The organism is Lysinibacillus pakistanensis, from assembly GCF_030123245.1.
GTDB lineage: Bacteria > Bacillota > Bacilli > Bacillales_A > Planococcaceae > Lysinibacillus > Lysinibacillus pakistanensis.
This window is the reverse complement of sequence record NZ_CP126101.1, coordinates 15,843-38,547: the sequence shown is the minus strand read 5'-3', so window position 1 is coordinate 38,547 and position 22,705 is coordinate 15,843. Positions and strand designations below refer to the sequence as shown.

The 22,705-nt window shown below is 39.5% G+C and carries 17 protein-coding genes, 4 rRNA genes and 1 other annotated feature; of the genes, 6 read left to right on the top strand and 15 right to left on the bottom strand.

Annotated features, from left to right (window positions below; genetic code table 11):
* Positions 1–44: 44 nt before the first annotated feature.
* The 4 genes from copZ to QNH24_RS00145 form a co-directional block, all read right to left on the bottom strand.
* Positions 45–251, bottom strand: coding sequence for a copper chaperone CopZ (copZ, locus tag QNH24_RS00160; RefSeq protein WP_283870230.1), 207 nt, complete (start codon positions 249–251; stop codon positions 45–47).
* A 41-nt stretch (positions 252–292) separates the two neighbouring features.
* Entirely contained in the window at positions 293–625 is a 333-nt protein-coding gene (locus tag QNH24_RS00155) for a metal-sensitive transcriptional regulator (RefSeq protein WP_283870229.1), read from the bottom strand.
* Positions 626–692: 67 nt separating this feature from the next.
* Entirely contained in the window at positions 693–1,646 is a 954-nt protein-coding gene (locus QNH24_RS00150; protein ID WP_283870228.1) for a cation diffusion facilitator family transporter, read from the bottom strand.
* A gap of 20 nt (positions 1,647–1,666) precedes the next feature.
* On the bottom strand, positions 1,667–1,996 hold the full coding sequence (locus QNH24_RS00145; RefSeq protein WP_283870227.1) for an ArsR/SmtB family transcription factor: 330 nt from the start codon (positions 1,994–1,996) through the stop codon (positions 1,667–1,669).
* A gap of 141 nt (positions 1,997–2,137) precedes the next feature.
* On the opposite strand from QNH24_RS00145, the gene tadA reads away from it, so the two are divergent.
* The 3 genes from tadA to QNH24_RS00130 all read left to right on the top strand — a co-directional run bounded on the left by tadA (position 2,138) and on the right by QNH24_RS00130 (position 4,466).
* The gene (gene tadA, locus QNH24_RS00140) at positions 2,138–2,662 is read left to right on the top strand and encodes a tRNA adenosine(34) deaminase TadA (protein ID WP_283870226.1); all 525 of its coding nucleotides are present in this window, start codon (positions 2,138–2,140) and stop codon (positions 2,660–2,662) included.
* Positions 2,663–2,857: 195 nt separating this feature from the next.
* Positions 2,858–3,994: an SPFH domain-containing protein gene (locus QNH24_RS00135; protein WP_283870225.1), complete on the top strand. Its 1,137-nt coding sequence runs from the start codon at positions 2,858–2,860 to the stop codon at positions 3,992–3,994.
* Positions 3,995–4,253: 259 nt separating this feature from the next.
* Complete coding sequence (locus tag QNH24_RS00130; RefSeq protein WP_283872700.1) at positions 4,254–4,466, top strand: TM2 domain-containing protein; 213 nt, start codon at positions 4,254–4,256, stop codon at positions 4,464–4,466.
* Positions 4,467–5,005: 539 nt separating this feature from the next.
* Here the strand turns inward: QNH24_RS00130 and serS are convergent.
* From serS to pdxS, 3 genes are all read right to left on the bottom strand, one after another.
* Positions 5,006–6,286: a serine--tRNA ligase gene (gene serS / locus QNH24_RS00125; RefSeq protein WP_283870224.1), complete on the bottom strand. Its 1,281-nt coding sequence runs from the start codon at positions 6,284–6,286 to the stop codon at positions 5,006–5,008.
* Positions 6,287–6,360: 74 nt separating this feature from the next.
* Positions 6,361–6,577, bottom strand: a binding site (T-box leader).
* 49 nt (positions 6,578–6,626) lie between these two features.
* Positions 6,627–7,190, bottom strand: a complete 564-nt coding sequence (gene pdxT / locus QNH24_RS00120) for a pyridoxal 5'-phosphate synthase glutaminase subunit PdxT (protein ID WP_283870223.1) — start codon at positions 7,188–7,190, stop codon at positions 6,627–6,629.
* A 1-nt stretch (position 7,191) separates the two neighbouring features.
* Entirely contained in the window at positions 7,192–8,076 is an 885-nt protein-coding gene (gene pdxS, locus QNH24_RS00115; RefSeq protein WP_283870222.1) for a pyridoxal 5'-phosphate synthase lyase subunit PdxS, read from the bottom strand.
* A 104-nt stretch (positions 8,077–8,180) separates the two neighbouring features.
* Here pdxS and pdxR point away from each other — a divergent pair, with 104 nt between their 5' ends.
* Positions 8,181–9,599, top strand: coding sequence for a MocR-like pyridoxine biosynthesis transcription factor PdxR (pdxR, locus tag QNH24_RS00110; protein WP_283870221.1), 1,419 nt, complete (start codon positions 8,181–8,183; stop codon positions 9,597–9,599).
* Between the two features lie 24 nt (positions 9,600–9,623).
* On the opposite strand, the gene asnB is transcribed toward pdxR, so the two are convergent.
* The 7 genes from asnB to QNH24_RS00075 form a co-directional block, all read right to left on the bottom strand.
* The gene (asnB, locus tag QNH24_RS00105; RefSeq protein ID WP_283870220.1) at positions 9,624–11,462 is read right to left on the bottom strand and encodes an asparagine synthase (glutamine-hydrolyzing); all 1,839 of its coding nucleotides are present in this window, start codon (positions 11,460–11,462) and stop codon (positions 9,624–9,626) included.
* A gap of 92 nt (positions 11,463–11,554) precedes the next feature.
* Complete coding sequence (locus QNH24_RS00100) at positions 11,555–12,886, bottom strand: D-alanyl-D-alanine carboxypeptidase family protein (protein ID WP_283870219.1); 1,332 nt, start codon at positions 12,884–12,886, stop codon at positions 11,555–11,557.
* 140 nt (positions 12,887–13,026) lie between these two features.
* The gene (guaB, locus tag QNH24_RS00095) at positions 13,027–14,490 is read right to left on the bottom strand and encodes an IMP dehydrogenase (RefSeq protein ID WP_283870218.1); all 1,464 of its coding nucleotides are present in this window, start codon (positions 14,488–14,490) and stop codon (positions 13,027–13,029) included.
* Between the two features lie 323 nt (positions 14,491–14,813).
* Positions 14,814–14,929: ribosomal RNA gene (gene rrf, locus QNH24_RS00090) — 5S ribosomal RNA — on the bottom strand.
* 70 nt (positions 14,930–14,999) lie between these two features.
* A 23S ribosomal RNA gene (locus QNH24_RS00085) occupies positions 15,000–17,927 on the bottom strand.
* A gap of 369 nt (positions 17,928–18,296) precedes the next feature.
* Positions 18,297–19,848: ribosomal RNA gene (locus tag QNH24_RS00080) — 16S ribosomal RNA — on the bottom strand.
* The 16S, 23S and 5S rRNA genes sit together here, the layout of an rRNA operon.
* 308 nt (positions 19,849–20,156) lie before the next feature.
* A complete protein-coding gene (locus QNH24_RS00075; RefSeq protein WP_283870217.1) occupies positions 20,157–21,050 on the bottom strand; it encodes a patatin-like phospholipase family protein in 894 nt (297 codons plus the stop codon).
* Positions 21,051–21,945: 895 nt separating this feature from the next.
* Between QNH24_RS00075 and QNH24_RS00070 the strand changes: the two genes are divergently transcribed.
* Both QNH24_RS00070 and QNH24_RS26225 read left to right on the top strand, forming a co-directional pair.
* Entirely contained in the window at positions 21,946–22,224 is a 279-nt protein-coding gene (locus QNH24_RS00070; RefSeq protein WP_283872699.1) for a helix-turn-helix domain-containing protein, read from the top strand.
* Between the two features lie 6 nt (positions 22,225–22,230).
* The gene (locus QNH24_RS26225; RefSeq protein WP_353051151.1) at positions 22,231–22,440 is read left to right on the top strand and encodes a transposase; all 210 of its coding nucleotides are present in this window, start codon (positions 22,231–22,233) and stop codon (positions 22,438–22,440) included.
* 98 nt (positions 22,441–22,538) lie between these two features.
* Here the strand turns inward: QNH24_RS26225 and rrf (QNH24_RS00065) are convergent.
* Positions 22,539–22,654: ribosomal RNA gene (gene rrf, locus QNH24_RS00065) — 5S ribosomal RNA — on the bottom strand.
* Positions 22,655–22,705: the final 51 nt, after the last annotated feature.

The following is a 22,705-nucleotide window of genomic DNA, read 5'->3' as shown; positions in this document are numbered from 1 at the left end:
TATCATTTAAAATAATAGAGTGCTACTAGAGCACCCTACATATTTTATTTTACATCATAGCCTTGGTCATCAATTGTTTCTTTTATTTGATCTAAAGATACCTTTGCTTCGTCAAATGCAACATCTACTAAGCCTTCTGCTAGGTTGACTTTTACTTGGTCAACACCAGTTAATGCTCCCACACTTTTTTCTACTGCATTTACACAGTGTCCACATGACATTCCTTGTACATTTAAAGTAACATTTTGCATAAAATATCTCTCCTCTTTGTTTATATTAAATAGGGGGTATATTATTTTTTCATTAGCTTTTGTATGGTCACTACTAATTCATCCAACACTGCTTCATCACCCTCAGATAAGCGATCGACAACACAGCCCTTTAAATGACCTTCCAATAATATTTTCGCTACACTATTTAAAGCAGACTGTGTGGCAGATAACTGTGTAATAATATCATCACAGTAAACATCTTTTTCAATCATTCCCTTAATGCCACGAATCTGACCCTCTATACGATTTAAACGAGTCGTTAAATCCTTTTTTACACGTTCAGGATGATGGCTTTTTCGACAAGATGTAACTTCCTCCGTATGACAAGTAGCCTCTTTTGTTGTGTCTTCCATTCCATACACCTCCTACTTCACTTTCATCATACTATACCCACGAAGGGTATGTAAAGTAAAAAGTTTTTTAATGTTGGTGATCATGATGAGACGTTTCTGCTTTCAATTGGCATAAAATCGAATTATCATGCTGATGTGCTGCGGTCTCTAATTGAATTGTTACATGCTTAATGCCCTTATGCTCAAGATTATGTTCAATTTCTCGTAAGATATTCTCACTATCCACAATTTTCAACTGATCATCAACCACTGCGTGACAGGAAAGTGCATTTGTTCCACTTGTTATTGTCCAAATGTGTAGATCATGTATACTATGAACACCTTTTGTTTGTTCCATCGTTTGAATAATTTCTTGAATATCGACGTTTGAAGGAGTTCCCTCCATTAAAACATGGACTGCAGCCTTCGTTACATAGTAGCCACTTCTTAATACAAGTAATGCGACAATTACACTTGCCAGCGGATCAGCCCAGCCCCAACCAAAAAACATAATTAGTAGAGCGGCAACAATAGCTCCTACAGATCCCAGCATATCACTTAGCACATGTAAGAATGCACCGCGCATATTTAAATTATCCTTTGTGTCACTGCCTCGCATCATTATCCAAGCTACCAAAATATTGATAAGGAGACCTATCGTACTAATAATGAGCATACCTTTAGTTGCTACTTCTGGCGGATTTGCAAAGCGCTCTATTGACTCGTAGAAAATAAACAATGCTATTAAGATTAATGTTACACCATTTAAAACCGCTGCTAGAATTTCAAAACGTTTGTAACCATATGTTTTACTGTAGCTTGCGGCTTTTTCACCAAACATAAATGCAAGTAATGCTATTGCTAAAGAAATGGAGTCACTTAACATATGTCCTGCATCTGATAAAAGAGCCAAACTATTTGTTAAAAAACCACCAATTGCTTCGATGACCATATATCCCGTAATAATAATAAATGATAAGATTAAAACTTTTTTATTAGCGCCATGTGTATGATCATGGCCGTGATCATGATTATGTCCCATGTTTTTTCCCTCCGTTAATTTTAATTATGTGCAGCATGCTCAATCGCTTGCTTTAGTAAATTCATAATGTGATCGTCATCCTTTGAATAGTATAAGGTCGTTCCCTCTCTTCGAAATTTCACTAAACGTAAATTTTTTAAAAAACGTAATTGATGTGAAACGGTTGATTGGCCTAAATCTAAAATTTCTGCGATGTCATTGACTGAATGTTCGTCTGTACATAATAAATTTAAAATACGAATTCTTGTAGGATCACTTAATGCCTTAAAGGTTTGCGATACAACAAAAAGTGTCTCCTCGTCTAAATGCTGATCGTTGTTTACTGGAGTTTCTGTTAATTTTTCATCCATTTAGTTTATCCCCATTCTTTTATATTTATATATGAGCATGTGTTCATATATAAATATAAATGGTACTTTTAGGAATGTCAACATTTAAAGTAGCAATTACCAATTAAGCAAGATACACTACTTTATAAGGAGAGATAAGTAGTGGATATTTTCGAAACAGATCGTTTATTTATGAAACAGGCATTAGAAGAAGCGAAGAAAGCCGCTGTACTTGGAGAAGTACCTATCGGAGCTATACTTGTTTACAACGGAGAAATTATTGCAAGGGCCCATAATTTACGGGAAACAACACAAAATGCAACTACACATGCTGAACTGGAGGTTATACAGGAGGCTTGTAAAAAAATCGGTAGCTGGCGTTTAGAAAATACAACACTCTATGTAACGCTTGAACCTTGCCCTATGTGTGCAGGTGCTATTTTACAGTCTCGTGTGCCTCGTGTTGTCTATGGTGCACGGGATTTAAAGGCTGGCTGTGTTGATTCCCTCTATCGTCTGTTAAATGATGCACGCTTTAATCATGAATGTGAAGTGACTGAAGGTATTTTAGCCGAGGAATGTGGGCAAATATTAACTGATTTTTTCAGAGCTTTACGTGCACGGAAAAAAGCTGAGAAAAAAGCAAGACAAGCATTAATCACTGAAAAGGAAAAGTCTAATAAATAACAATTTTATATATAAAAAAGAAGGTATCTTTGATAAATAAGATACCTTCTTAATGTTTTGTAACACTTCATAACACAAACTGCATTTGCATTGAAATTCAACAAGATAAATCATTGACATACATAAACTGAAAAGGGAGAATATAACTAGTTATATTTTAGTTTTTTTAGTAAATAAATAGGAGGGCGTATGTTAATGCCTATTTTTGATAGAGTAAAGTTCGATGGATTACGTTCACGCGATTGGTTAATATACAAGCATCCAACTGATAAGTTAGTACTTGGCACTACACTTATTGTCAATGAAGGACAAGTAGCCATTTTCGTAAAGGGTGGTCAAATATGTGATGTTTTTAATTCAGGAACACATGTTTTAACAACTAATAACCTACCGATACTACATAACATTGTAAATTTTGCTTATGGAGGGGAAACCCCCTTTTCAGCAGAAATTTACTTTATTAATCTTACAGTAAAAATGGATTTATATTGGGGAACCACTGATCCTATTCAATTAATTGATCCAAAATACTTTGTAAAATTACGTATAAGAGCATTTGGACAATTAGCTGTTCGACTCGATGACTACTTATTGTTCTTTACAGAAGTTATTGGCTCTATGAATAAAGATGATATTGTTAGTTTTGAAAAAGTACAAGAGTATTTTAAAGGATCTCTTATTACAACCATAAAAACTGAACTTGCAAATAAAATTATTAATGAGAAGATTTCAGCATTGGAAATAACAACAGAGCTTCAAAATATTTCAAATAGCTTAAAAGAAAAAATATCTGAAGAGTTTATTAAATATGGCTTTATTACAGCACATTTCCATATTCAATCAATTAATTTTCCTGAAGAAGATTTTGATAAAATCAATCAAATTTTACAAGATAAAGCTAAATTTGAAATTATGGGTGACAATCGTTATGTGACACAACGTAGCTTTGATGTTTATGAATCTGCCGCTTCAAATGAAAATGGTGTAGCTGGTTTATTTGCAACTGGTGGAGTTGGCTTTGGTGCAGGACAAGGAATGATGTCGATGATGAGCCAACAAGTACAGCAGCCTGGTCACAACAATACACATAAAATTTGCCCTTCTTGTCATGGTAGTATTTCATCTAGCAGTAAATTTTGCAATTTATGTGGGGAAAATTTAATGCGAAAGGTCATTACATGTCACTCCTGTCACAATGAAAATGAAGAATCTTCGAAATTCTGTAGTTCTTGTGGAGTTAGTTTACTCAATCCCGTTTGTTCATGTGGACAAGAAATAGATGTAACTTCAAAGTTTTGTAATAACTGTGGCGCTCAAGTTAAATCAGTTTAACAGTTTTTATCCACGATAATTTTCCAAATAAAACCAAAACACAATCGGAGGTATTAGCATGAGTAATATTGAATGTCCACAGTGTGGTGCACCTGCTGATGTCACATTAACTCAATGTAAATATTGCGGGGAAAAATTTAATTTCCAAAACGAACAACGAATTATGCAACAACCAGTCTATCAGCAGCCGCCCCAGCCTGCCTATCAAACGCAGCCTCAACAAGTTCCTGTGTATGATGGCATCGATCCTTCTTGGCCAATAAAAAATAAAAATATAGCCGGCGTTCTCGCTATATTTTTAGGAGGATTTGGCATTCATAAATTTTATATGGGTAAAATTTTTCAAGGTATAATATATCTTATTTTTTGTTGGACATATATACCTTCAATAATAGCCTTTATTGAGGGTATTATTTACTTGCTCTCTAATGAACATAATTTTGCTGTTAAACATCGTGTTCGTCTTCGTTGAATTTTTCCAAAAAGACTACTGTTGATCTAATTTTTCATCAGTAGTTTTTTTTATTCTACTTTTTATTCGCCCATCAGCACACACTTCATGTACGAAGCTTGCACTCTGCGTAGTACCACCTCAATTATATATATAATTTCCCTAAATTAAATTTTAAATATCAGATTAAACGGATATAACAATCCGCTTCAAATCTCAGCATCAATTTCAGGAGCTGGCGTAGCAACACCATTTGCGAAAATCTTTAATCCTAATCATTAAAAAAATTTCACATGAAAGGAGGTACCTCCATATGAACTAGTATAGCCGTGATGTCCTCTTTCATTTTAATAAAAGAAGGCAGATTTATTTGCATCATTTTTAAACGATAAAATAGATCTAATCTTTTTTCCTTAACAGCATATCTAAATCATTGATTGTGGTAATATTTATCTTACATCTAATTGCTCTCCATTCAATATTATTTTTTTTGAAATTCAAAAAAAGCTATTTTAAGATTACCCAATAAAGGATAATCTAAAATAGCTTTCATTTTTTACTTATTTGGGAGCTATTACTTCTTTCCCGCCCATGTAAGGTCTTAATACCTCAGGAATTACTACGCTTCCATCAGCTTGCTGATAATTTTCTAGGATAGCGGCTACTGTACGCCCAATAGCAAGACCTGAGCCGTTTAATGTGTGTACATACTCTGGTTTTGCATTTGCTTCACGACGGAAGCGAATATTTGCTCGACGTGCTTGGAAATCCTCGAAATTAGAGCAAGAAGAGATTTCACGATACATGTTTTGTGCTGGAATCCAAACCTCTAAATCATATTTTTTTGCTGCCGTAAAGCCTAAATCAGCCGTACACATTTTTAGTTTACGGTAAGGTAAGCCAAGTAATTGTAGTACCTTTTCAGCATGACCAGTTAATAGCTCTAGCTGTTCGTATGATTCCTCCGGTTTTACAAAGCGCACTAATTCTACTTTGTTAAATTGATGCTGGCGAATTAAACCACGTGTATCACGTCCCGCAGAGCCTGCCTCTGAACGGAAACATGCACTATATGCAGCAAAGCCCTGTGGCAATGCTTCAACAGATAAAATTTCATCACGATAGAAGTTTGTTACAGGTACCTCTGCTGTTGGAATCATGAAATAATCAGTTTCCTCTAATTTAAATACATCCTCTTCAAACTTAGGAAGCTGTCCAGTACCAGTTAAGCTATCACGATTAACAATTACAGGTGGCAGCATTTCTTCATAACCATGCTCTTCTGCATGTAAATCCATCATGAATGTCATTAGCGCACGTTCTAAGCGAGCTCCAAGACCACGATAGAATAAAAATCTGCTACCTGTCACTTTTGCTCCACGCTCAAAATCAACAATTTTTAAATCTGTTGCAATATCCCAGTGTGCTTTAATATCAAAATCAAATGTTGGTACCTCACCCCAAGTATATTCCACAACGTTGTCATCCTCTGTTGTGCCCACTGGTACAGATTCATGCGGGATGTTTGGTAAACGCATCATCATATCTTTAAAACGGTCTTCTACGTCATTTAATTGGACATCCAGCTCCTTAATTTCATCGCCAACCTGACGCATGCGAGAAATTACTTCATCCGCATTTTCTTTATTACGTTTCATCACAGAAATTTGTTCAGATACTTTATTACGCTCTGCTTTAAGCTCTTCCGTTTTGGCAATTAATTCACGACGTTTGGCATCTAATTCTTCAAAATCATCTAAGTTTCCTAAATCCTCATTACGTGTTAATAGTATTTCTTTAATTTCAGCGAAATTATCGCGCACGCGTTTAATATCTAACATCGTTCATACCTCCAGTAGATTCTAAATGATGGGAAATAATTAGTCAGGAGAACACAAAAAAGCCCTCATCCCATAAAAGGGACGAGAGCTACCCGCGTTGCCACCCTAATTGACTAGACACCATGCCTAGTCCACTTATTTCATAACGGCATTTCAGCCGGCGACAGCCTACTTCATTAACTTCGACTGCGCAACTCCAGGACGGATTCACAAGTGTTTTTATCAGCTTTCACCAACCGCCGACTCTCTAAAAAAAACGTGCCTGCTACTACTTCCCATCATCGTGTTCAGTTATTTGAATTTTATCCATACTGTACTATACGAAACAAGATTTTGCAAGTCATACTATAGACGATAAAAAATATTTAAGAATACGTGTATCTTTTGTTAATTCAGGATGAAATGAACAGCCTAATAAATGCCCATCCTGCGCTAAAACAATTTTCCCTTCATGCTCTGCTAGAATTTCAACACCTTCGCCAACTGATACAATATGAGGTGCGCGTATAAAAACAGCAGGAATTGATTTTCCTATTTTAGGTATATTGAGGTCTACTTCGAAGCTATCTACCTGTCGTCCATAAGAATTTCTAGCTACTGCTACATTCATGATCGCTAAATGCGGCTCATCATCCACTACTTCATTTGCCAATAAAATTAAACCTGCACATGTTCCAAACATTGGTAATCCAGTTCTTGCAAGTGTACGAATTGGCTCCAACAGCTCGTATCGATTTAGCAATTTTCGCATTGTTGTACTCTCCCCACCAGGTAGCACAAGTCCATCTAGTTGCTGTAAGTCATTGTGCTGTTTGACCAAGACTACCTCACAGTCTAGAAATTCTAACATTTGCACATGCTCTCGTACCGCTCCTTGCAATGCTAATACACCAATTCGTTTCATGTTACCAGCCTCGCTCTTGCATACGCTCATTTTGACTGAGCTGTGCAATATCTATGCCTTTCATCGGAACCCCTAGCTCTTTTGATATTTCTGCTAGAAGCTTATAATCCTTATAATGTGTCGTAGCCTCTACAATTGCTTTTGCAAACTTCTCTGGGTTTTCTGATTTAAAAATACCTGAACCAACGAACACACCGTCAGCCCCAAGCTCCATCATTAAGGCAGCATCAGCAGGCGTAGCGACACCACCAGCTGCAAAGTTTACAACTGGTAAACGCCCATTTCGTTTAATTTCTCTTAATAATTCAAATGATGCTCCAAGTACTTTAGCCTCTGTCATGAGTTCATCCTCTGTCATACCAACTACCTTACGAACTTGCGCATTCACTTTACGAATATGGCGTACAGCCTCTACAATATTACCTGTTCCTGGTTCACCTTTTGTTCGTAGCATTGAAGCTCCCTCACCAATACGTCGAGCAGCTTCTCCTAAATCGCGGCAGCCGCAAACAAATGGTACAGTGTACTCACTTTTTAATAAATGAAACTCTTCATCTGCAGGTGTTAATACTTCGCTTTCATCGATATAATCAACACCCATTGCCTCTAAGATTCTTGCTTCGACTATATGCCCTATACGTGCCTTAGCCATTACCGGAATGGAGACAGCCCCCATAACCTCCTCAACAATTCGAGGATCAGCCATACGTGCAACACCGCCTGCTTTACGAATATCTGACGGGACCCTTTCTAATGCCATAACAGCTACAGCTCCTGCTGCTTCAGCAATTTTCGCCTGCTCTGCATTTATTACGTCCATAATGACGCCACCCTTTTGCATTTCCGCCATTCCTCTTTTTACTAGCTCTGTACCTGTCTGTTTCATGTATCTAACCTCCACCTTTGTGATGAAGTCTAGTATAATGGAAATTGACTATATCAAAATATCCAGTTTTATTAATATCTATAGGGTCAGGAGGAAAAATATACGTGGATATGCTATTATTTCAGCTAGAAAAAGATGGTGAAAAACCGCTCTATGATCAGCTTTATAGTGGTATTAAAGAAGCTATCATTACTAAGAAAATTTCAGTAGGAGAAAAATTGCCATCAAAAAGGAAATTAGCCGATTTTTTGAATATTTCTCAAACAACAATTGAAATTGCATACGCACAGCTACTAGCTGAGGGTTATATTATGTCTAAAGCACGCGTTGGATATTTCGTTGAGGAAATTGATGAGCTTCCCTATATTCAACAGGACACAGTTGCTTCTTTAAGTGAGCTGCCTAAGAAAAAAACATTTAAAATAGATTTTAATCCTGCTTCTATTGATATTCATGCATTCCCCTTTCAAACATGGCGCAAATATGCAAAAGAGCTTTTTGATGATGCTTCAAAGGAATTATTATTAACTGGTGAACCGCAGGGAGAGCTATCTTTACGTACTGAGATTGCAAATTATTTATACCAATCGCGCGGAGTTGTTTGTAGTCCTGAGCAAATAGTTGTGGGTTCAGGGACAGAGCAGCTCCTTCCAATGATTTTACGACTTTTTAGTGATGACACTTACTTTGCCCTTGAAAATCCAGGTTATCCAGCTGTACATCGTATGTTTTCTCAGCATAAACGAAAGGTCTATCCAATTACTGTCGATGAAGAAGGGATCTTCATTCATGAACTCGAAAAAACGAGCGCTGACGTTGTATATATCACACCCTCTCATCAATTCCCAACAGGTGCAGTATTGTCGGCTACAAGACGTGCACAGGCATTAAATTGGGCTGCTCAGAGTACCTCTCGCTATATAATTGAGGATGACTATGATTCTGAATTTCGTTATACAGGGAAACCAATTCCTGCTCTACATGCACTCGATCGAAACGATAAAGTCATTTATATGAGTACCTTTACAAAATCATTAATGCCATCCTTGCGAGTTGCTTATTTTGTCCTCCCACCAAAATTGCTTGCAACCTATAATGACGTATTTAATTACTATTCCTCAACAGTACCTAGATTCGATCAACATATTGTTGCTAATTTCATGCGGGACGGTCATTTTGCTAAACATTTAAATCGGATGAGAAAAATTTATCGTAAAAAACATGATAAGCTTACTTCAATTTTAGAAGATTATTCTAAGCAAATTAAAATAACTGGAGAGCAAGCAGGGATGCATATATTGTTAGAGGTACAGCATGAACTATCTGAAAAACATTTACAACAGCTCGCCTCTAATGCAGATATCGGTATTTATCCATTATCGGACTACCTCCTAGACACTACAGCATCACAGGCACAATTTTTACTAGGCTTTGGAGGTATACCTGTACATGAAATAGAACATTCCATTGAGAAACTTATGGATTGTTGGGATATAAAAAAGCATCAATCACCCCTACGTTAATGTGGGATGATTGATGCTTTTCAGTTATGATTCAATTAATTGAATATTATAATGTTCAAACCATGTATGAATTTGCCCTAAATAAGCCAAAAGTTGAGGACCTGCCATTAATTGCCCATACCAAGGAACTTTAAAAGAGCTACCACCAGATTCAATTAGCTCAATAAGCTTCTGTCGTTCAAATAATTCATGAAGAATTGAATTTTTATCCTTCATTATTTCCCCTAGCCATTTTTGAACACCCGTCGTATAAACTGGATGATAAGTTTTAGGGTACGGATTCTTTTTACGATACAATACTTCTTTGGGCAATAGTTGGTCCATTGCTTTACGAAGTAATCCCTTTTCCATTCCACCTAAATTTTTCATTTCCCAAGGAATATTCCATGTATATTCCACAAGACGATGATCAGCAAATGGAACACGAACCTCAAGACTTGCTCCCATACTCATGCGATCCTTTCGTTCCAACAATGTTTGCATAAACCATACCATATTCAAATAAAACATTTCACGATGCCTTGCCATATCTACACTCTCCCCTTGTAGATATGGCACTTCATTTATTGTTTGTGTATGAACATGCTGTACGTATGATTCAACTGCTAATTTCTTACGCCATCGATCTTGTAGCATTGTTGTTCTTTCAGCTAGTGAACGAATCCAAGGAAAACCTGTTGTCGTCTCAGTAAACCATGGATAACCTCCAAAAATTTCATCAGCACATTCACCTGATAAGGCAACTGTAAAGTCCTTTTTAATTTCTCGACAAAACCATAATAATGATGAATCTACATCTGCCATTCCTGGTGAATCTCTAACAATCACAGACTCCATTAACAAATCAATTAATTGCTGTTGAGAGATTTCTTCAGCATGATGGTCCGTTTTAAATGTATTTGTCATTTGTTCTATCCAATAAGTATCTGTCGATGTTTGAAATGTATGCGGATTAAAAAAACGCTCATTATCCTCATAATCTATAGAGTACGTATGAAGCTTATCTTTCCCTTGTAGCTGAAATCTGTTGGATGCAATGCCTGTAATAATACTAGAATCTAAACCACCTGATAGGAAGGTGCAAATTGGGACATCCGAAACAAGCTGTCGTTCAATTGCATCTGTCAGTAAAAAACGGACATGATCTACTGTATCTTCTAATGACTCATCATGATACTCGCTCTGCAAGCGCCAATACTGCCAAATTCGTATACCCTCCCTTGAGAAGCGCATTGCATATCCCGGACGTAATTCGTTAATATTTTGAAAAAGCGCCTTCCCTGGTGTTCGAGAAGGTCCTACAGCTATGATATTAGCTAATCCTTCTGTATTTACAGCAGCTTTTATCATAGGATGTGCTAGCAATGCTTTCACCTCAGATGCAAAAAGCAAACCATCATGTTGCTCTGTATAATACAAAGGTTTTACCCCAAGTCGGTCTCTACATAAAAATAGTGATTGGGATTGTTCATCCCACACCCCAAAAGCGAAAATACCATTAAAAAAATCTACACATTGCTCCTTCCATTCAATATACGCTGTTAGCAAAACTTCCGTATCTGAATGTGTAGTAAACGTGTATCCTCGATTTTGAAGCTCCTTTCGTAATTCTTCTGTATTATAAAGTTCGCCATTGTATGTAATGACATAATTTGAACCTTCATGAATTTTAGTCATTGGTTGCTTGCCACCGATTAAATCGATAACGGCTAACCGTCGATGGCCAAACGCTATATGCTCATTACACCAAATATTTTCATCATCGGGACCGCGTTTTTCTAAAGTTTGCGTCATTAACTTGATGATTTCTTCACTTGTTCTTAAATCTTTTTGAAAGCTAGCCCATCCTGTAATCCCACACATTTAGTCACATCCTTTCGCCTATTAGCGTATGCAATAATGTACTAAAATGTGAAAAAGAACACGTAATAATTTACGTGTTCTTGAATGATTAATTAAAATAAGCCGCCAACAAAGTCGGAGATACCACCCCATAAGTTGCCAAAGAAGTTACCGATACCTTGGAAGAATAATGAGATGCCACTAGCACGCTCCACAGCCTCTGTAGTGATAACATCAGCTGTTAGTTCCTTACCATCAATGAAACCGTAATCGGTACCCTCTGAGCGCTCAATAACTACCTTTCCGACAACTGTATCCTTTTTAACCTCTGCTTCTAAACTCTTTTTATCTAATACTAGTTTTGGTTTATATAAATCTTTATCAGATGACTTCATCATAAAAGATACAGGTTCTTTTACAGCAATTGCAACTTTCTTTTCTTTACCTTTCGTAACTTTTACGGTTTTCTGATCTTTAAACGTATACTTCGCTGGAATAATTTCTTGTTTTGAGAATTGTGAGAAGCCATAGTTTAATAATTTAGCTGTTTCGTCGAATCGAGCTTTTTTTGATTCCTGTCCTTTTGCATCTACAGCCTTCATAACAACAGAAATTAAACGTGTACCATTACGCTCTGCGGTACCTGTAAAGCAATGTCCAGCAAAGTTTGTTGTACCCGTTTTTAATCCATCAACGCCTTGATATTGTTGCGATAATCCAGGCAGCATTAAGTTCCAGTTTCTCATTTCAATTCGATCATCTGTACCTTCACGGAACGTCTTTTCTGTAATTTTAGACGTTTCTAATACGTTTGGATGATCTTTAAGTAAATGATATGCTAATTTGGCTACAGATTTAGCAGGCATCACGTTTTCATCTTCTGGCCCAGTACCAGCTGGATGCATTCCAAATAAATCTGCATTGTTAAGTCCAGTAGAATTCACGAATTTATAGTCTTTAAGACCAAGCTTTTCAGCCTTTTTATTCATCAGTTTTAAAAACTCAGCTTCAGTACCAGCAATTGTTTCTGCAATACCTACTGTGGCAGCATTTGCTGAATAAATGGCCATTGCCTCATATAATTCACGGATTGTGTAAGTTCCATCTCGACGCAACGGTACATTACTTAACGCACGGTTTTGTGACATACGATACGTATAATCAGTTACATGGTATTCCTGATCCCACTTAACTGTACCTGCATCAATTGCGTCCAATAACAGGTATTCTGTCATCATTTTAGTCATACTTGCAATACCTAGTGAAGTATCTGCATTTTGTTCATATAAAATTTTTCCTGAATCTGCGTCAATTAAAATCGCAGCATCCACATGTAGTCCTAAATCTGTTTCTGCATTTGCCTTCGCAGGAATACCTGCAAAAGTACTAAATAACAAAACCGGAATTAGGAGCAAGCGTAATAGGGTGTTCATTGTCTTTTTCACCTTTAAAGCCCTCCAAAAAAATAATCTTGTCCACGACATTTTATCATAGATAGTAACTTACGTGGGCACTCTCTAACATAAAAAAGCTCTCGAGCCATCTTTGTAGACGATTCGAGAGCATAAAAGTTGCTAGTAATATATTACATCGAATAATTCGGTGATTCTTTTGTGATTTGTACATCATGTGGATGTGACTCACGTAAACCTGCACCTGTCATTCGAACGAACTGAGCATTTTCACGTAAGAACTCTAAATTAGGCGATCCGCAATATCCCATACCTGCTCGAATACCACCAATAAGTTGATAAATTGTATCTGCTAGAGGTCCTTTATAAGGAAGTCTACCCTCAATTCCCTCCGGTACTAATTTCTTCGCATCTTCTTGGAAATATCGATCTTTTGATCCTTTTTCCATAGCTCCAATTGAACCCATACCACGGTAAACTTTGAAGCGTCGTCCTTGGAAAATTTCAGTTTCACCAGGTGATTCTGAAGTACCTGCTAGAAGTGAACCAAGCATTACAACATTACCACCCGCTGCAAGAGCCTTTACGATGTCTCCAGAGTATTTAATACCTCCATCGGCAATAATCGTTCTACCAAGCTCACGAGCCACTGTAGCGCAATCGTAAACAGCTGTAATTTGTGGTACACCTACACCAGCTACAACACGAGTAGTACAAATAGATCCTGGACCAATACCAACCTTAACTACATCTGCACCAGCTTCAAATAAAGCTCGTGCACCTTCACCTGTTGCTACGTTACCAGCAATAATCTCTAGCTCTGGATACGCTTCACGGATTGAACGAATTGTTTGTAATACGCCCTCAGAATGTCCATGTGCTGTATCAATTACTACAATGTCAACTTGAGCCTCCACAAGTTTCTCTATACGTACCATCGTATCTTTTGAGACACCTACTGCAGCGCCTACTAATAAACGACCATGTATATCTTTTGCAGCGTTAGGGAATTCAATTACTTTTTCGATATCCTTAATTGTAATTAACCCTGTTAATTTACCTTCTTCATCTACAATTGGTAGCTTTTCGATTTTATATTGTTGAAGAATTTTTTCAGCATCCTCTAAAGTCGTACCAACAGGAGCTGTAATCAAATCTTCTTTTGTCATAACATCTTCAATTTTTAATGAATAGTCAGAGATAAAACGTAAGTCACGGTTTGTAATAATTCCTACTAATTTTTGATTTTCCATACTATCAACAATCGGTACACCAGAGATTCGGTATTTACCCATTAAATGCTCAGCATCGAAAACTTGGTGAGTCGGAGTTAAGAAGAATGGGTTTGTAATAACACCGTTTTCAGAACGTTTTACTTTTTCTACTTGTTCAGCTTGCTCATCAATTCCCATGTTTTTATGGATAATACCGATACCACCTTGACGTGCCATAGCAATTGCCATTTTAGACTCTGTAACTGTATCCATGCCAGCACTAACCATTGGAATGTTTAATTTAATCTTTGGTGTTAGTTGAACTGATAAATCAACATCTTTCGGTAATACTTCGGAATGAGCTGGTACTAATAATACATCATCAAAAGTTAAACCCTCTTTGGCAAATTTAGTTTCCCACATTTTCGTAACGTCCTCCTATAGTTAAAAGAATATTAATTGTAAGATTAACAACGTGCCAAGCTACTGTCAAGAAACTTATAAAAGAAAGACAATTCAGATTTTTAAAGGATGTAAATTTAGCAATTTTATTCCTTATAACTCATTAAATAAATTATGATGATCAGTTCTAAATTTTAAAATCTTCTGCTTCATTTAGGATGTAAATACTATTTTATACTCGGCTATATTTAGTCTTTTGAACAATTTTTATGAAAAAGTTGATAGATTAGTAAAGATTTTTCACCAAAAATAAAAAGACAGCCAGCACACAGCTGACTGTCTTTGCCTAGCGACGTCCTACTCTCACAGGGGGAAGCCCCCAACTACCATCGGCGCTAAAGAGCTTAACTTCCGTGTTCGGTATGGGAACGGGTGTGACCTCTTTGCCATCATCACTAGATCTTGTATTTAGTTGAAAGATGTTATTCTTTCAAAACTGGATAAACGGCGCATTGAATGCTTCAAACATATTGGTTAAGTCCTCGATCGATTAGTATTCGTCAGCTCCATGTGTCACCACACTTCCACCTCGAACCTATCTACCTCATCGTCTTTGAGGGATCTTACTTACTTGCGTAATGGGAAATCTCATCTTGAGGGGGGCTTCATGCTTAGATGCTTTCAGCACTTATCCCGTCCACACATAGCTACCCAGCGATGCCTTTGGCAAGACAACTGGTACACCAGCGGTGTGTCCATCCCGGTCCTCTCGTACTAAGGACAGCTCCTCTCAAATTTCCTACGCCCACGACGGATAGGGACCGAACTGTCTCACGACGTTCTGAACCCAGCTCGCGTACCGCTTTAATGGGCGAACAGCCCAACCCTTGGGACCGACTACAGCCCCAGGATGCGATGAGCCGACATCGAGGTGCCAAACCTCCCCGTCGATGTGGACTCTTGGGGGAGATAAGCCTGTTATCCCCGGGGTAGCTTTTATCCGTTGAGCGATGGCCCTTCCATGCGGAACCACCGGATCACTAAGCCCGTCTTTCGACCCTGCTCGACTTGTAGGTCTCGCAGTCAAGCTCCCTTGTGCCTTTACACTCTACGAATGATTTCCAACCATTCTGAGGGAACCTTTGGGCGCCTCCGTTACCTTTTAGGAGGCGACCGCCCCAGTCAAACTGTCCGCCTGACACTGTCTCCTGCCCCGCTAAGGGGCATGGGTTAGAATTTCAATACAACCAGGGTAGTATCCCACCGACGCCTCCTTCGAAGCTGGCGCTCCGAGATCTCTGGCTCCTACCTATCCTGTACAAGTTGTACCAAAATTCAATATCAGGCTACAGTAAAGCTCCACGGGGTCTTTCCGTCCTGTCGCGGGTAACCTGCATCTTCACAGGTACTATAATTTCACCGAGTCTCTCGTTGAGACAGTGCCCAGATCGTTACGCCTTTCGTGCGGGTCGGAACTTACCCGACAAGGAATTTCGCTACCTTAGGACCGTTATAGTTACGGCCGCCGTTTACTGGGGCTTCAATTCGCAGCTTCGCTTGCGCTAACCACTCCTCTTAACCTTCCAGCACCGGGCAGGCGTCAGCCCCTATACGTCACCTTACGGTTTTGCAGAGACCTGTGTTTTTGCTAAACAGTCGCCTGGGCCTATTCACTGCGGCTCTCATGCGCTTGCACGCTCAAGAGCACCCCTTCTCCCGAAGTTACGGGGTCATTTTGCCGAGTTCCTTAACGAGAGTTCTCTCGCACACCTTAGGATTCTCTCCTCGACTACCTGTGTCGGTTTGCGGTACGGGCACCTCTCACCTCGATAGAGGCTTTTCTTGGCAGTGTGAAATCAGGAACTTCGTCCATACGGACTCGCCATCACAGCTCAACGTTACAGTGTGCGGATTTGCCTACACACACGCCTTACTGCTTGGACGCGCACAACCAACGGCGCGCTTACCCTATCCTACTGCGTCCCCCCATTTCTCAAACGGTGAGGAGGTGGTACAGGAATATCAACCTGTTGTCCATCGCCTACGCCTATCGGCCTCGGCTTAGGTCCCGACTAACCCTGAGCGGACGAGCCTTCCTCAGGAAACCTTAGTCATACGGTGGACGGGATTCTCACCCGTCTTTCGCTACTCATACCGGCATTCTCACTTCTAAGCGCTCCACCAGTCCTTCCGGTCTGACTTCAACGCACTTAGAACGCTCTCCTACCACTGACATCGTAGATGTCAATCCACAGCTTCGGTGAATCGTTTAGCCCCGATACATTTTCGGCGCAGCGTCACTCGACCAGTGAGCTATTACGCACTCTTTAAATGATGGCTGCTTCTAAGCCAACATCCTGGTTGTCTGTGCAACGCCACATCCTTTTCCACTTAACGATTACTTTGGGACCTTAGCTGGTGGTCTGGGCTGTTTCCCTTTTGACTACGGATCTTATCACTCGCAGTCTGACTCCCGTGTATAAATATCTGGCATTCGGAGTTTGTCTGAATTCGGTAAACCGGGATGGCCCCCTAGTCCAAACAGTGCTCTACCTCCAGTATTCTCATCACGAGGCTAGCCCTAAAGCTATTTCGGAGAGAACCAGCTATCTCCAAGTTCGATTGGAATTTCTCCGCTACCCACACCTCATCCCCGCACTTTTCAACGTGCGTGGGTTCGGGCCTCCAGTAAGTGTTACCTTACCTTCACCCTGGACATGGGTAGATCACCTGGTTTCGGGTCTACGACCACGTACTATTTCGCCCTATTCAGACTCGCTTTCGCTGCGGCTCCGCCTTCTAAAGCTTAACCTCGCACGTAATCGTAACTCGCCGGTTCATTCTACAAAAGGCACGCTATCACCCATTAACGGGCTCTAACTACTTGTAGGCACACGGTTTCAGGATCTCTTTCACTCCCCTCCCGGGGTGCTTTTCACCTTTCCCTCACGGTACTGGTTCACTATCGGTCACTAGGTAGTATTTAGCCTTGGGAGATGGTCCTCCCGGATTCCGACGGAATTTCACGTGTTCCGCCGTACTCAGGATCCACTCTGGAGAGAACGAACTTTCGACTACAGGGCTTTTACCTGCTCTGGCGGACCTTTCCAAGTCGCTTCATCTAACTCGCTCTTTTGTAACTCCGTATAGAGTGTCCTACAACCCCAAGAGGCAAGCCTCTTGGTTTGGGCTCTTCCCGTTTCGCTCGCCGCTACTCAGGGAATCGATTTTTCTTTCTCTTCCTCCAGGTACTTAGATGTTTCAGTTCCCTGGGTCTGCCTTCAAGACGCTATGTATTCACGTCAAGATACTACGCGATTAAACGTAGTGGGTTCCCCCATTCGGAAATCTCCGGATCAAAGCTCACTTACAGCTCCCCGAAGCATATCGGTGTTAGTGCCGTCCTTCTTCGGCTCCTAGTGCCAAGGCATTCGCCGTGCGCCCTTAATAACTTAACCTGCAGCTTTCAATACACATCGCATTTCGTTGTCAGCTTCACTCGTTCAATCAGTTACGTACTTAAGTACGCTCCTTCATTCACTCGATTGCTTCCTAGAACTGCTCGTGTCTTGAAACCTTTATTATGTTATTAAGCCTATAAAAAAACTTAAAAAATAAATGTGTTTGTTACAATTTCAATGTCGTTTTATCCAGTTTTCAAAGAACAAAGCTACTGCCTGTTTCTACTTCCTCGCAGCTTTGCGACGAAAACGTAGTGACAGGAGCACATATTTGAAGTATTTCATTCGAAAAAGAATGAACCTTCAAAACTGAACGCAAAACGTAATCTTACAAACCCAAGGTTTGTATTCCGAAATAATCCTTAGAAAGGAGGTGATCCAGCCGCACCTTCCGATACGGCTACCTTGTTACGACTTCACCCCAATCATCTATCCCACCTTCGGCGGCTGGCTCCAAAAGGTTACCTCACCGACTTCGGGTGTTACAAACTCTCGTGGTGTGACGGGCGGTGTGTACAAGGCCCGGGAACGTATTCACCGCGGCATGCTGATCCGCGATTACTAGCGATTCCGGCTTCATGTAGGCGAGTTGCAGCCTACAATCCGAACTGAGAACGACTTTATCGGATTAGCTCCCTCTCGCGAGTTGGCAACCGTTTGTATCGTCCATTGTAGCACGTGTGTAGCCCAGGTCATAAGGGGCATGATGATTTGACGTCATCCCCACCTTCCTCCGGTTTATCACCGGCAGTCACCTTAGAGTGCCCAACTAAATGATGGCAACTAAGATCAAGGGTTGCGCTCGTTGCGGGACTTAACCCAACATCTCACGACACGAGCTGACGACAACCATGCACCACCTGTCACCGTTGCCCCCGAAGGGGAAACTATATCTCTACAGTGGTCAACGGGATGTCAAGACCTGGTAAGGTTCTTCGCGTTGCTTCGAATTAAACCACATGCTCCACCGCTTGTGCGGGCCCCCGTCAATTCCTTTGAGTTTCAGTCTTGCGACCGTACTCCCCAGGCGGAGTGCTTAATGCGTTAGCTGCAGCACTAAGGGGCGGAAACCCCCTAACACTTAGCACTCATCGTTTACGGCGTGGACTACCAGGGTATCTAATCCTGTTTGCTCCCCACGCTTTCGCGCCTCAGCGTCAGTTACAGACCAGAAAGTCGCCTTCGCCACTGGTGTTCCTCCAAATCTCTACGCATTTCACCGCTACACTTGGAATTCCACTTTCCTCTTCTGCACTCAAGTCCCCCAGTTTCCAATGACCCTCCACGGTTGAGCCGTGGGCTTTCACATCAGACTTAAAGGACCGCCTGCGCGCGCTTTACGCCCAATAATTCCGGACAACGCTTGCCACCTACGTATTACCGCGGCTGCTGGCACGTAGTTAGCCGTGGCTTTCTAATAAGGTACCGTCAAGGTACAGCCAGTTACTACTGTACTTGTTCTTCCCTTACAACAGAGTTTTACGATCCGAAAACCTTCTTCACTCACGCGGCGTTGCTCCATCAGGCTTTCGCCCATTGTGGAAGATTCCCTACTGCTGCCTCCCGTAGGAGTCTGGGCCGTGTCTCAGTCCCAGTGTGGCCGATCACCCTCTCAGGTCGGCTACGCATCGTCGCCTTGGTGAGCCATTACCTCACCAACTAGCTAATGCGCCGCGGGCCCATCCTATAGCGACAGCCGAAACCGTCTTTCAGTATGTCACCATGAGGTGACATAGATTATTCGGTATTAGCCCCGGTTTCCCGGAGTTATCCCAAACTATAGGGTAGGTTGCCCACGTGTTACTCACCCGTCCGCCGCTAACGTCAAAGGAGCAAGCTCCTTCTCTGTTCGCTCGACTTGCATGTATTAGGCACGCCGCCAGCGTTCGTCCTGAGCCAGGATCAAACTCTCCATAAAAGAAATTTGATTAGCTCAAATTGTTTTGCTGGCATCAATTTTGATGTCCAAAATTTTTGTTTTGTTCACTAGCAGAAGCTAGCTACTAAAAACTATATTGATTACGTTTTGCTTGTTCAGTTTTCAAGGTTCATTTATATCTTCAACTCTGTTAAGAGTTAACTTTTTTATAATAACATGTTTATATAATAATGTCAAACAGTTATTTTATTTTATATTGTTCTAGTTGCATGTTTTAGCAGCAACTTTTATATAATAACACTGGTTATAAAAAACGTCAATAGTTTTTATCAATTCTTTTTCAAATTTTATATTCTGAACCTTGGCCACGTTCTTAAAAATTGTATTGTACGATTCCTTCCAATTTCTAAAAGAGTTTCCTTAGATTCTTCATCTAAATCAAATTGTGTTGCACTATAATCCTCGACAGGAATAAAAATAATATCTCTTTCATGTCTTCTAGAAATATATCTCTCATCATGAGCATCCTTCATAGTCGAGAATAATGCTTCAAATAAATTTAACCCATTTTTTATTTCATGTGGACATTGTTCTTCTCTACGTCTACTCAATTTAAGTCCTAGAATTGGTCTTACTTTACGTCCCTCTTTATCGTCAAATACCCATAACGGAAAATTACTTAAAACACCGCCATCTACAATTATGGATTCTCCCTTTCCTGTTTTTAAAGTAACAGGTTCAAAGAAAAAGGGAATGCCACAGCTCATTCGTAATGCACATGCAACCGAAAAGTTATTTGCATCTATATCATATTTTTGTAAATCATCTGGCAAAACAATCATTCTTCCGTTTGTTAAATCTGAAGCCACTAATTTTAAAGAATCTCTTGGTAAATCCCCAAACGTATAAACACCTTTTGCAGCTAATCTATGAAAAAACCATTTTTCTAGTGCTTTTCCTTTATATAAGCCTAGATGGTTATATACATTAACCCATTTCATAAACGGAAATGGAAAAACGGTTTTCCTTGGATCTAATAATGAAGGTACATCCAATTCTTCTAACATAGTTTGAATTTCTTTTCCGCTATAACCTGCAGCAATAAAAGCAGCTAGAATAGCCCCAGCACTTGTTCCAGCTACCCGCTTAAAGCGAAAGCTTTCGGCTTCTAACACCTGATACGCTCCAACTAGTGCGAATCCCTTCAAACCACCACCAGAAAAAACACCATCAATCCACAAAATTTCCTCTCCTTTTTAGAAAGTAATCTTTACATTATAAGAGTCAATGGCCACATTTAGAACAATTTTTTGTCGAATTACTGTTGTTCCCCACGAAATTAATCAATTAAACATGAAAGATGAAATCTTATAGATAGCCTACCTTTTATCAGCATTGTTCTGTTTTGATATTTAATACACTCATACTTTTCATCTGACTATAATAGTTCTTTAAACTATGTATTGATTTAAATCTAAAGCAATTTTAAATACTCCTCTTAATTAGACATGCATTTAGCATACATAGAGAGATTCCTGTATAAAGATTTAGATAATAACTAACCTTAAATATAGAAATCTCCTAGAAAAAAATTTCACTCCGCTAAAAATCCTTAAGTAGTATATAAAGATCATAGAAGCAATTGGGTATATGGGCAAAACATTAGTTTTATATTTAATTGAACAACAATTAGGAGTAATAACAATTAATAGGAGGAAAGCTTTTAGCATTGTAGGTTTGAGTCAGACATTTAACATCTGATAAGCCTAGACTCTTAAGTGTAATAATAAATTATTTATCCATAAAGGGCTGTAAACTGAAACAACAATAAGTTCTTCGCTATTACCTAATTTTGGTAAATTTTTATGTAAAACTTAGATTATTTGGTTCTATAATATTTTTTGGGGAATTCACACAATTACACACATGTATACTTGAATTGTCGAGAAAAATTAAAAAATGTAGAGATTACGAAAGTAGAAGAAATAGGCGATCGAATCGCTTTATATGTACAATTGCCAAAACGGATGCATCAATTTCCAGTTTGTAAAAATTTTTCGAAGGTTCACGATTACCGTATATACAAAAGGTCAATTATTTAAAATGATTTGAACGTTTAACTATTCTTTTCTATAAATTTCTCGTTATGTTTGTAATTGTAGAAAGCGTTTCTCTGAAAATTCTCCCTTCGTAGATAAATATCAACGCTACTCAAAAGAATGGAATCACGTGGTGAGTATACGTGCTATTAAAGCCAAAACATTTAAGGAAGCTAACGAAGTACTAGGTACATCAACCACGACAGTCATTCGTCGTTTTAAAAAGGTTGTGAAAAGACAATTAGTAGAGGGTGTATGTTTATCAAAAGCGACCGCGATTGATGAGTATAAAGGCCATACAGATGGAGGTACGTAGCAGCTAATAATTGCGAATGCGGAGACGCGCGAGCAGACTAATATTTTACCGCATCAAAAAAGAAACAGAGCAGAGGATGAAATAGTGGTTATGGATATAAATCCAAGTTTTAAAGTAGCTGTTCGCCAAGTACTGGGTCAACCTGTTATTGTGATAGACCAATCTCATTTTGCACAGTCTATCTACATGTTGAGTTCATTTGGGCTAACATGCTGAAAGATAAAGATACCCCAACATTTGACTTAGAACCGATTAATTATTATCCATATCAACTAAAAAATAAAAAAACAGCCAGCACACAGCTGACTGTCTTTGCCTAGCGACGTCCTACTCTCACAGGGGGAAGCCCCCAACTACCATCGGCGCTAAAGAGCTTAACTTCCGTGTTCGGTATGGGAACGGGTGTGACCTCTTTGCCATCATCACTAGATCTTGTATTTAGTTGAAAGATGTTATTCTTTCAAAACTGGATAAACGGCGC

Bases quoted from the DNA above. Each gene is read 5' to 3' on its own strand.
- QNH24_RS00135 (WP_283870225.1), top strand. From the start codon at position 2,858: ATGCCTATTTTTGATAGAGTAAAGTTCGATGGATTACGTTCACGCGAT.
- serS (WP_283870224.1), bottom strand. From the start codon at position 6,286: ATGTTAGATATTAAACGCGTGCGCGATAATTTCGCTGAAATTAAAGAA.
- copZ (WP_283870230.1), bottom strand. From the start codon at position 251: ATGCAAAATGTTACTTTAAATGTACAAGGAATGTCATGTGGACACTGT.
- QNH24_RS00155 (WP_283870229.1), bottom strand. From the start codon at position 625: ATGGAAGACACAACAAAAGAGGCTACTTGTCATACGGAGGAAGTTACA.
- pdxT (WP_283870223.1), bottom strand. From the start codon at position 7,190: ATGAAACGAATTGGTGTATTAGCATTGCAAGGAGCGGTACGAGAGCAT.
- asnB (WP_283870220.1), bottom strand. From the start codon at position 11,462: ATGTGTGGGATTACAGGATGGGCTAGCTTTCAAAAAGATTTAAGAACA.
- QNH24_RS00145 (WP_283870227.1), bottom strand. From the start codon at position 1,996: ATGGATGAAAAATTAACAGAAACTCCAGTAAACAACGATCAGCATTTA.
- pdxS (WP_283870222.1), bottom strand. From the start codon at position 8,076: ATGAAACAGACAGGTACAGAGCTAGTAAAAAGAGGAATGGCGGAAATG.
- guaB (WP_283870218.1), bottom strand. From the start codon at position 14,490: ATGTGGGAAACTAAATTTGCCAAAGAGGGTTTAACTTTTGATGATGTA.
- QNH24_RS00150 (WP_283870228.1), bottom strand. From the start codon at position 1,646: ATGGGACATAATCATGATCACGGCCATGATCATACACATGGCGCTAAT.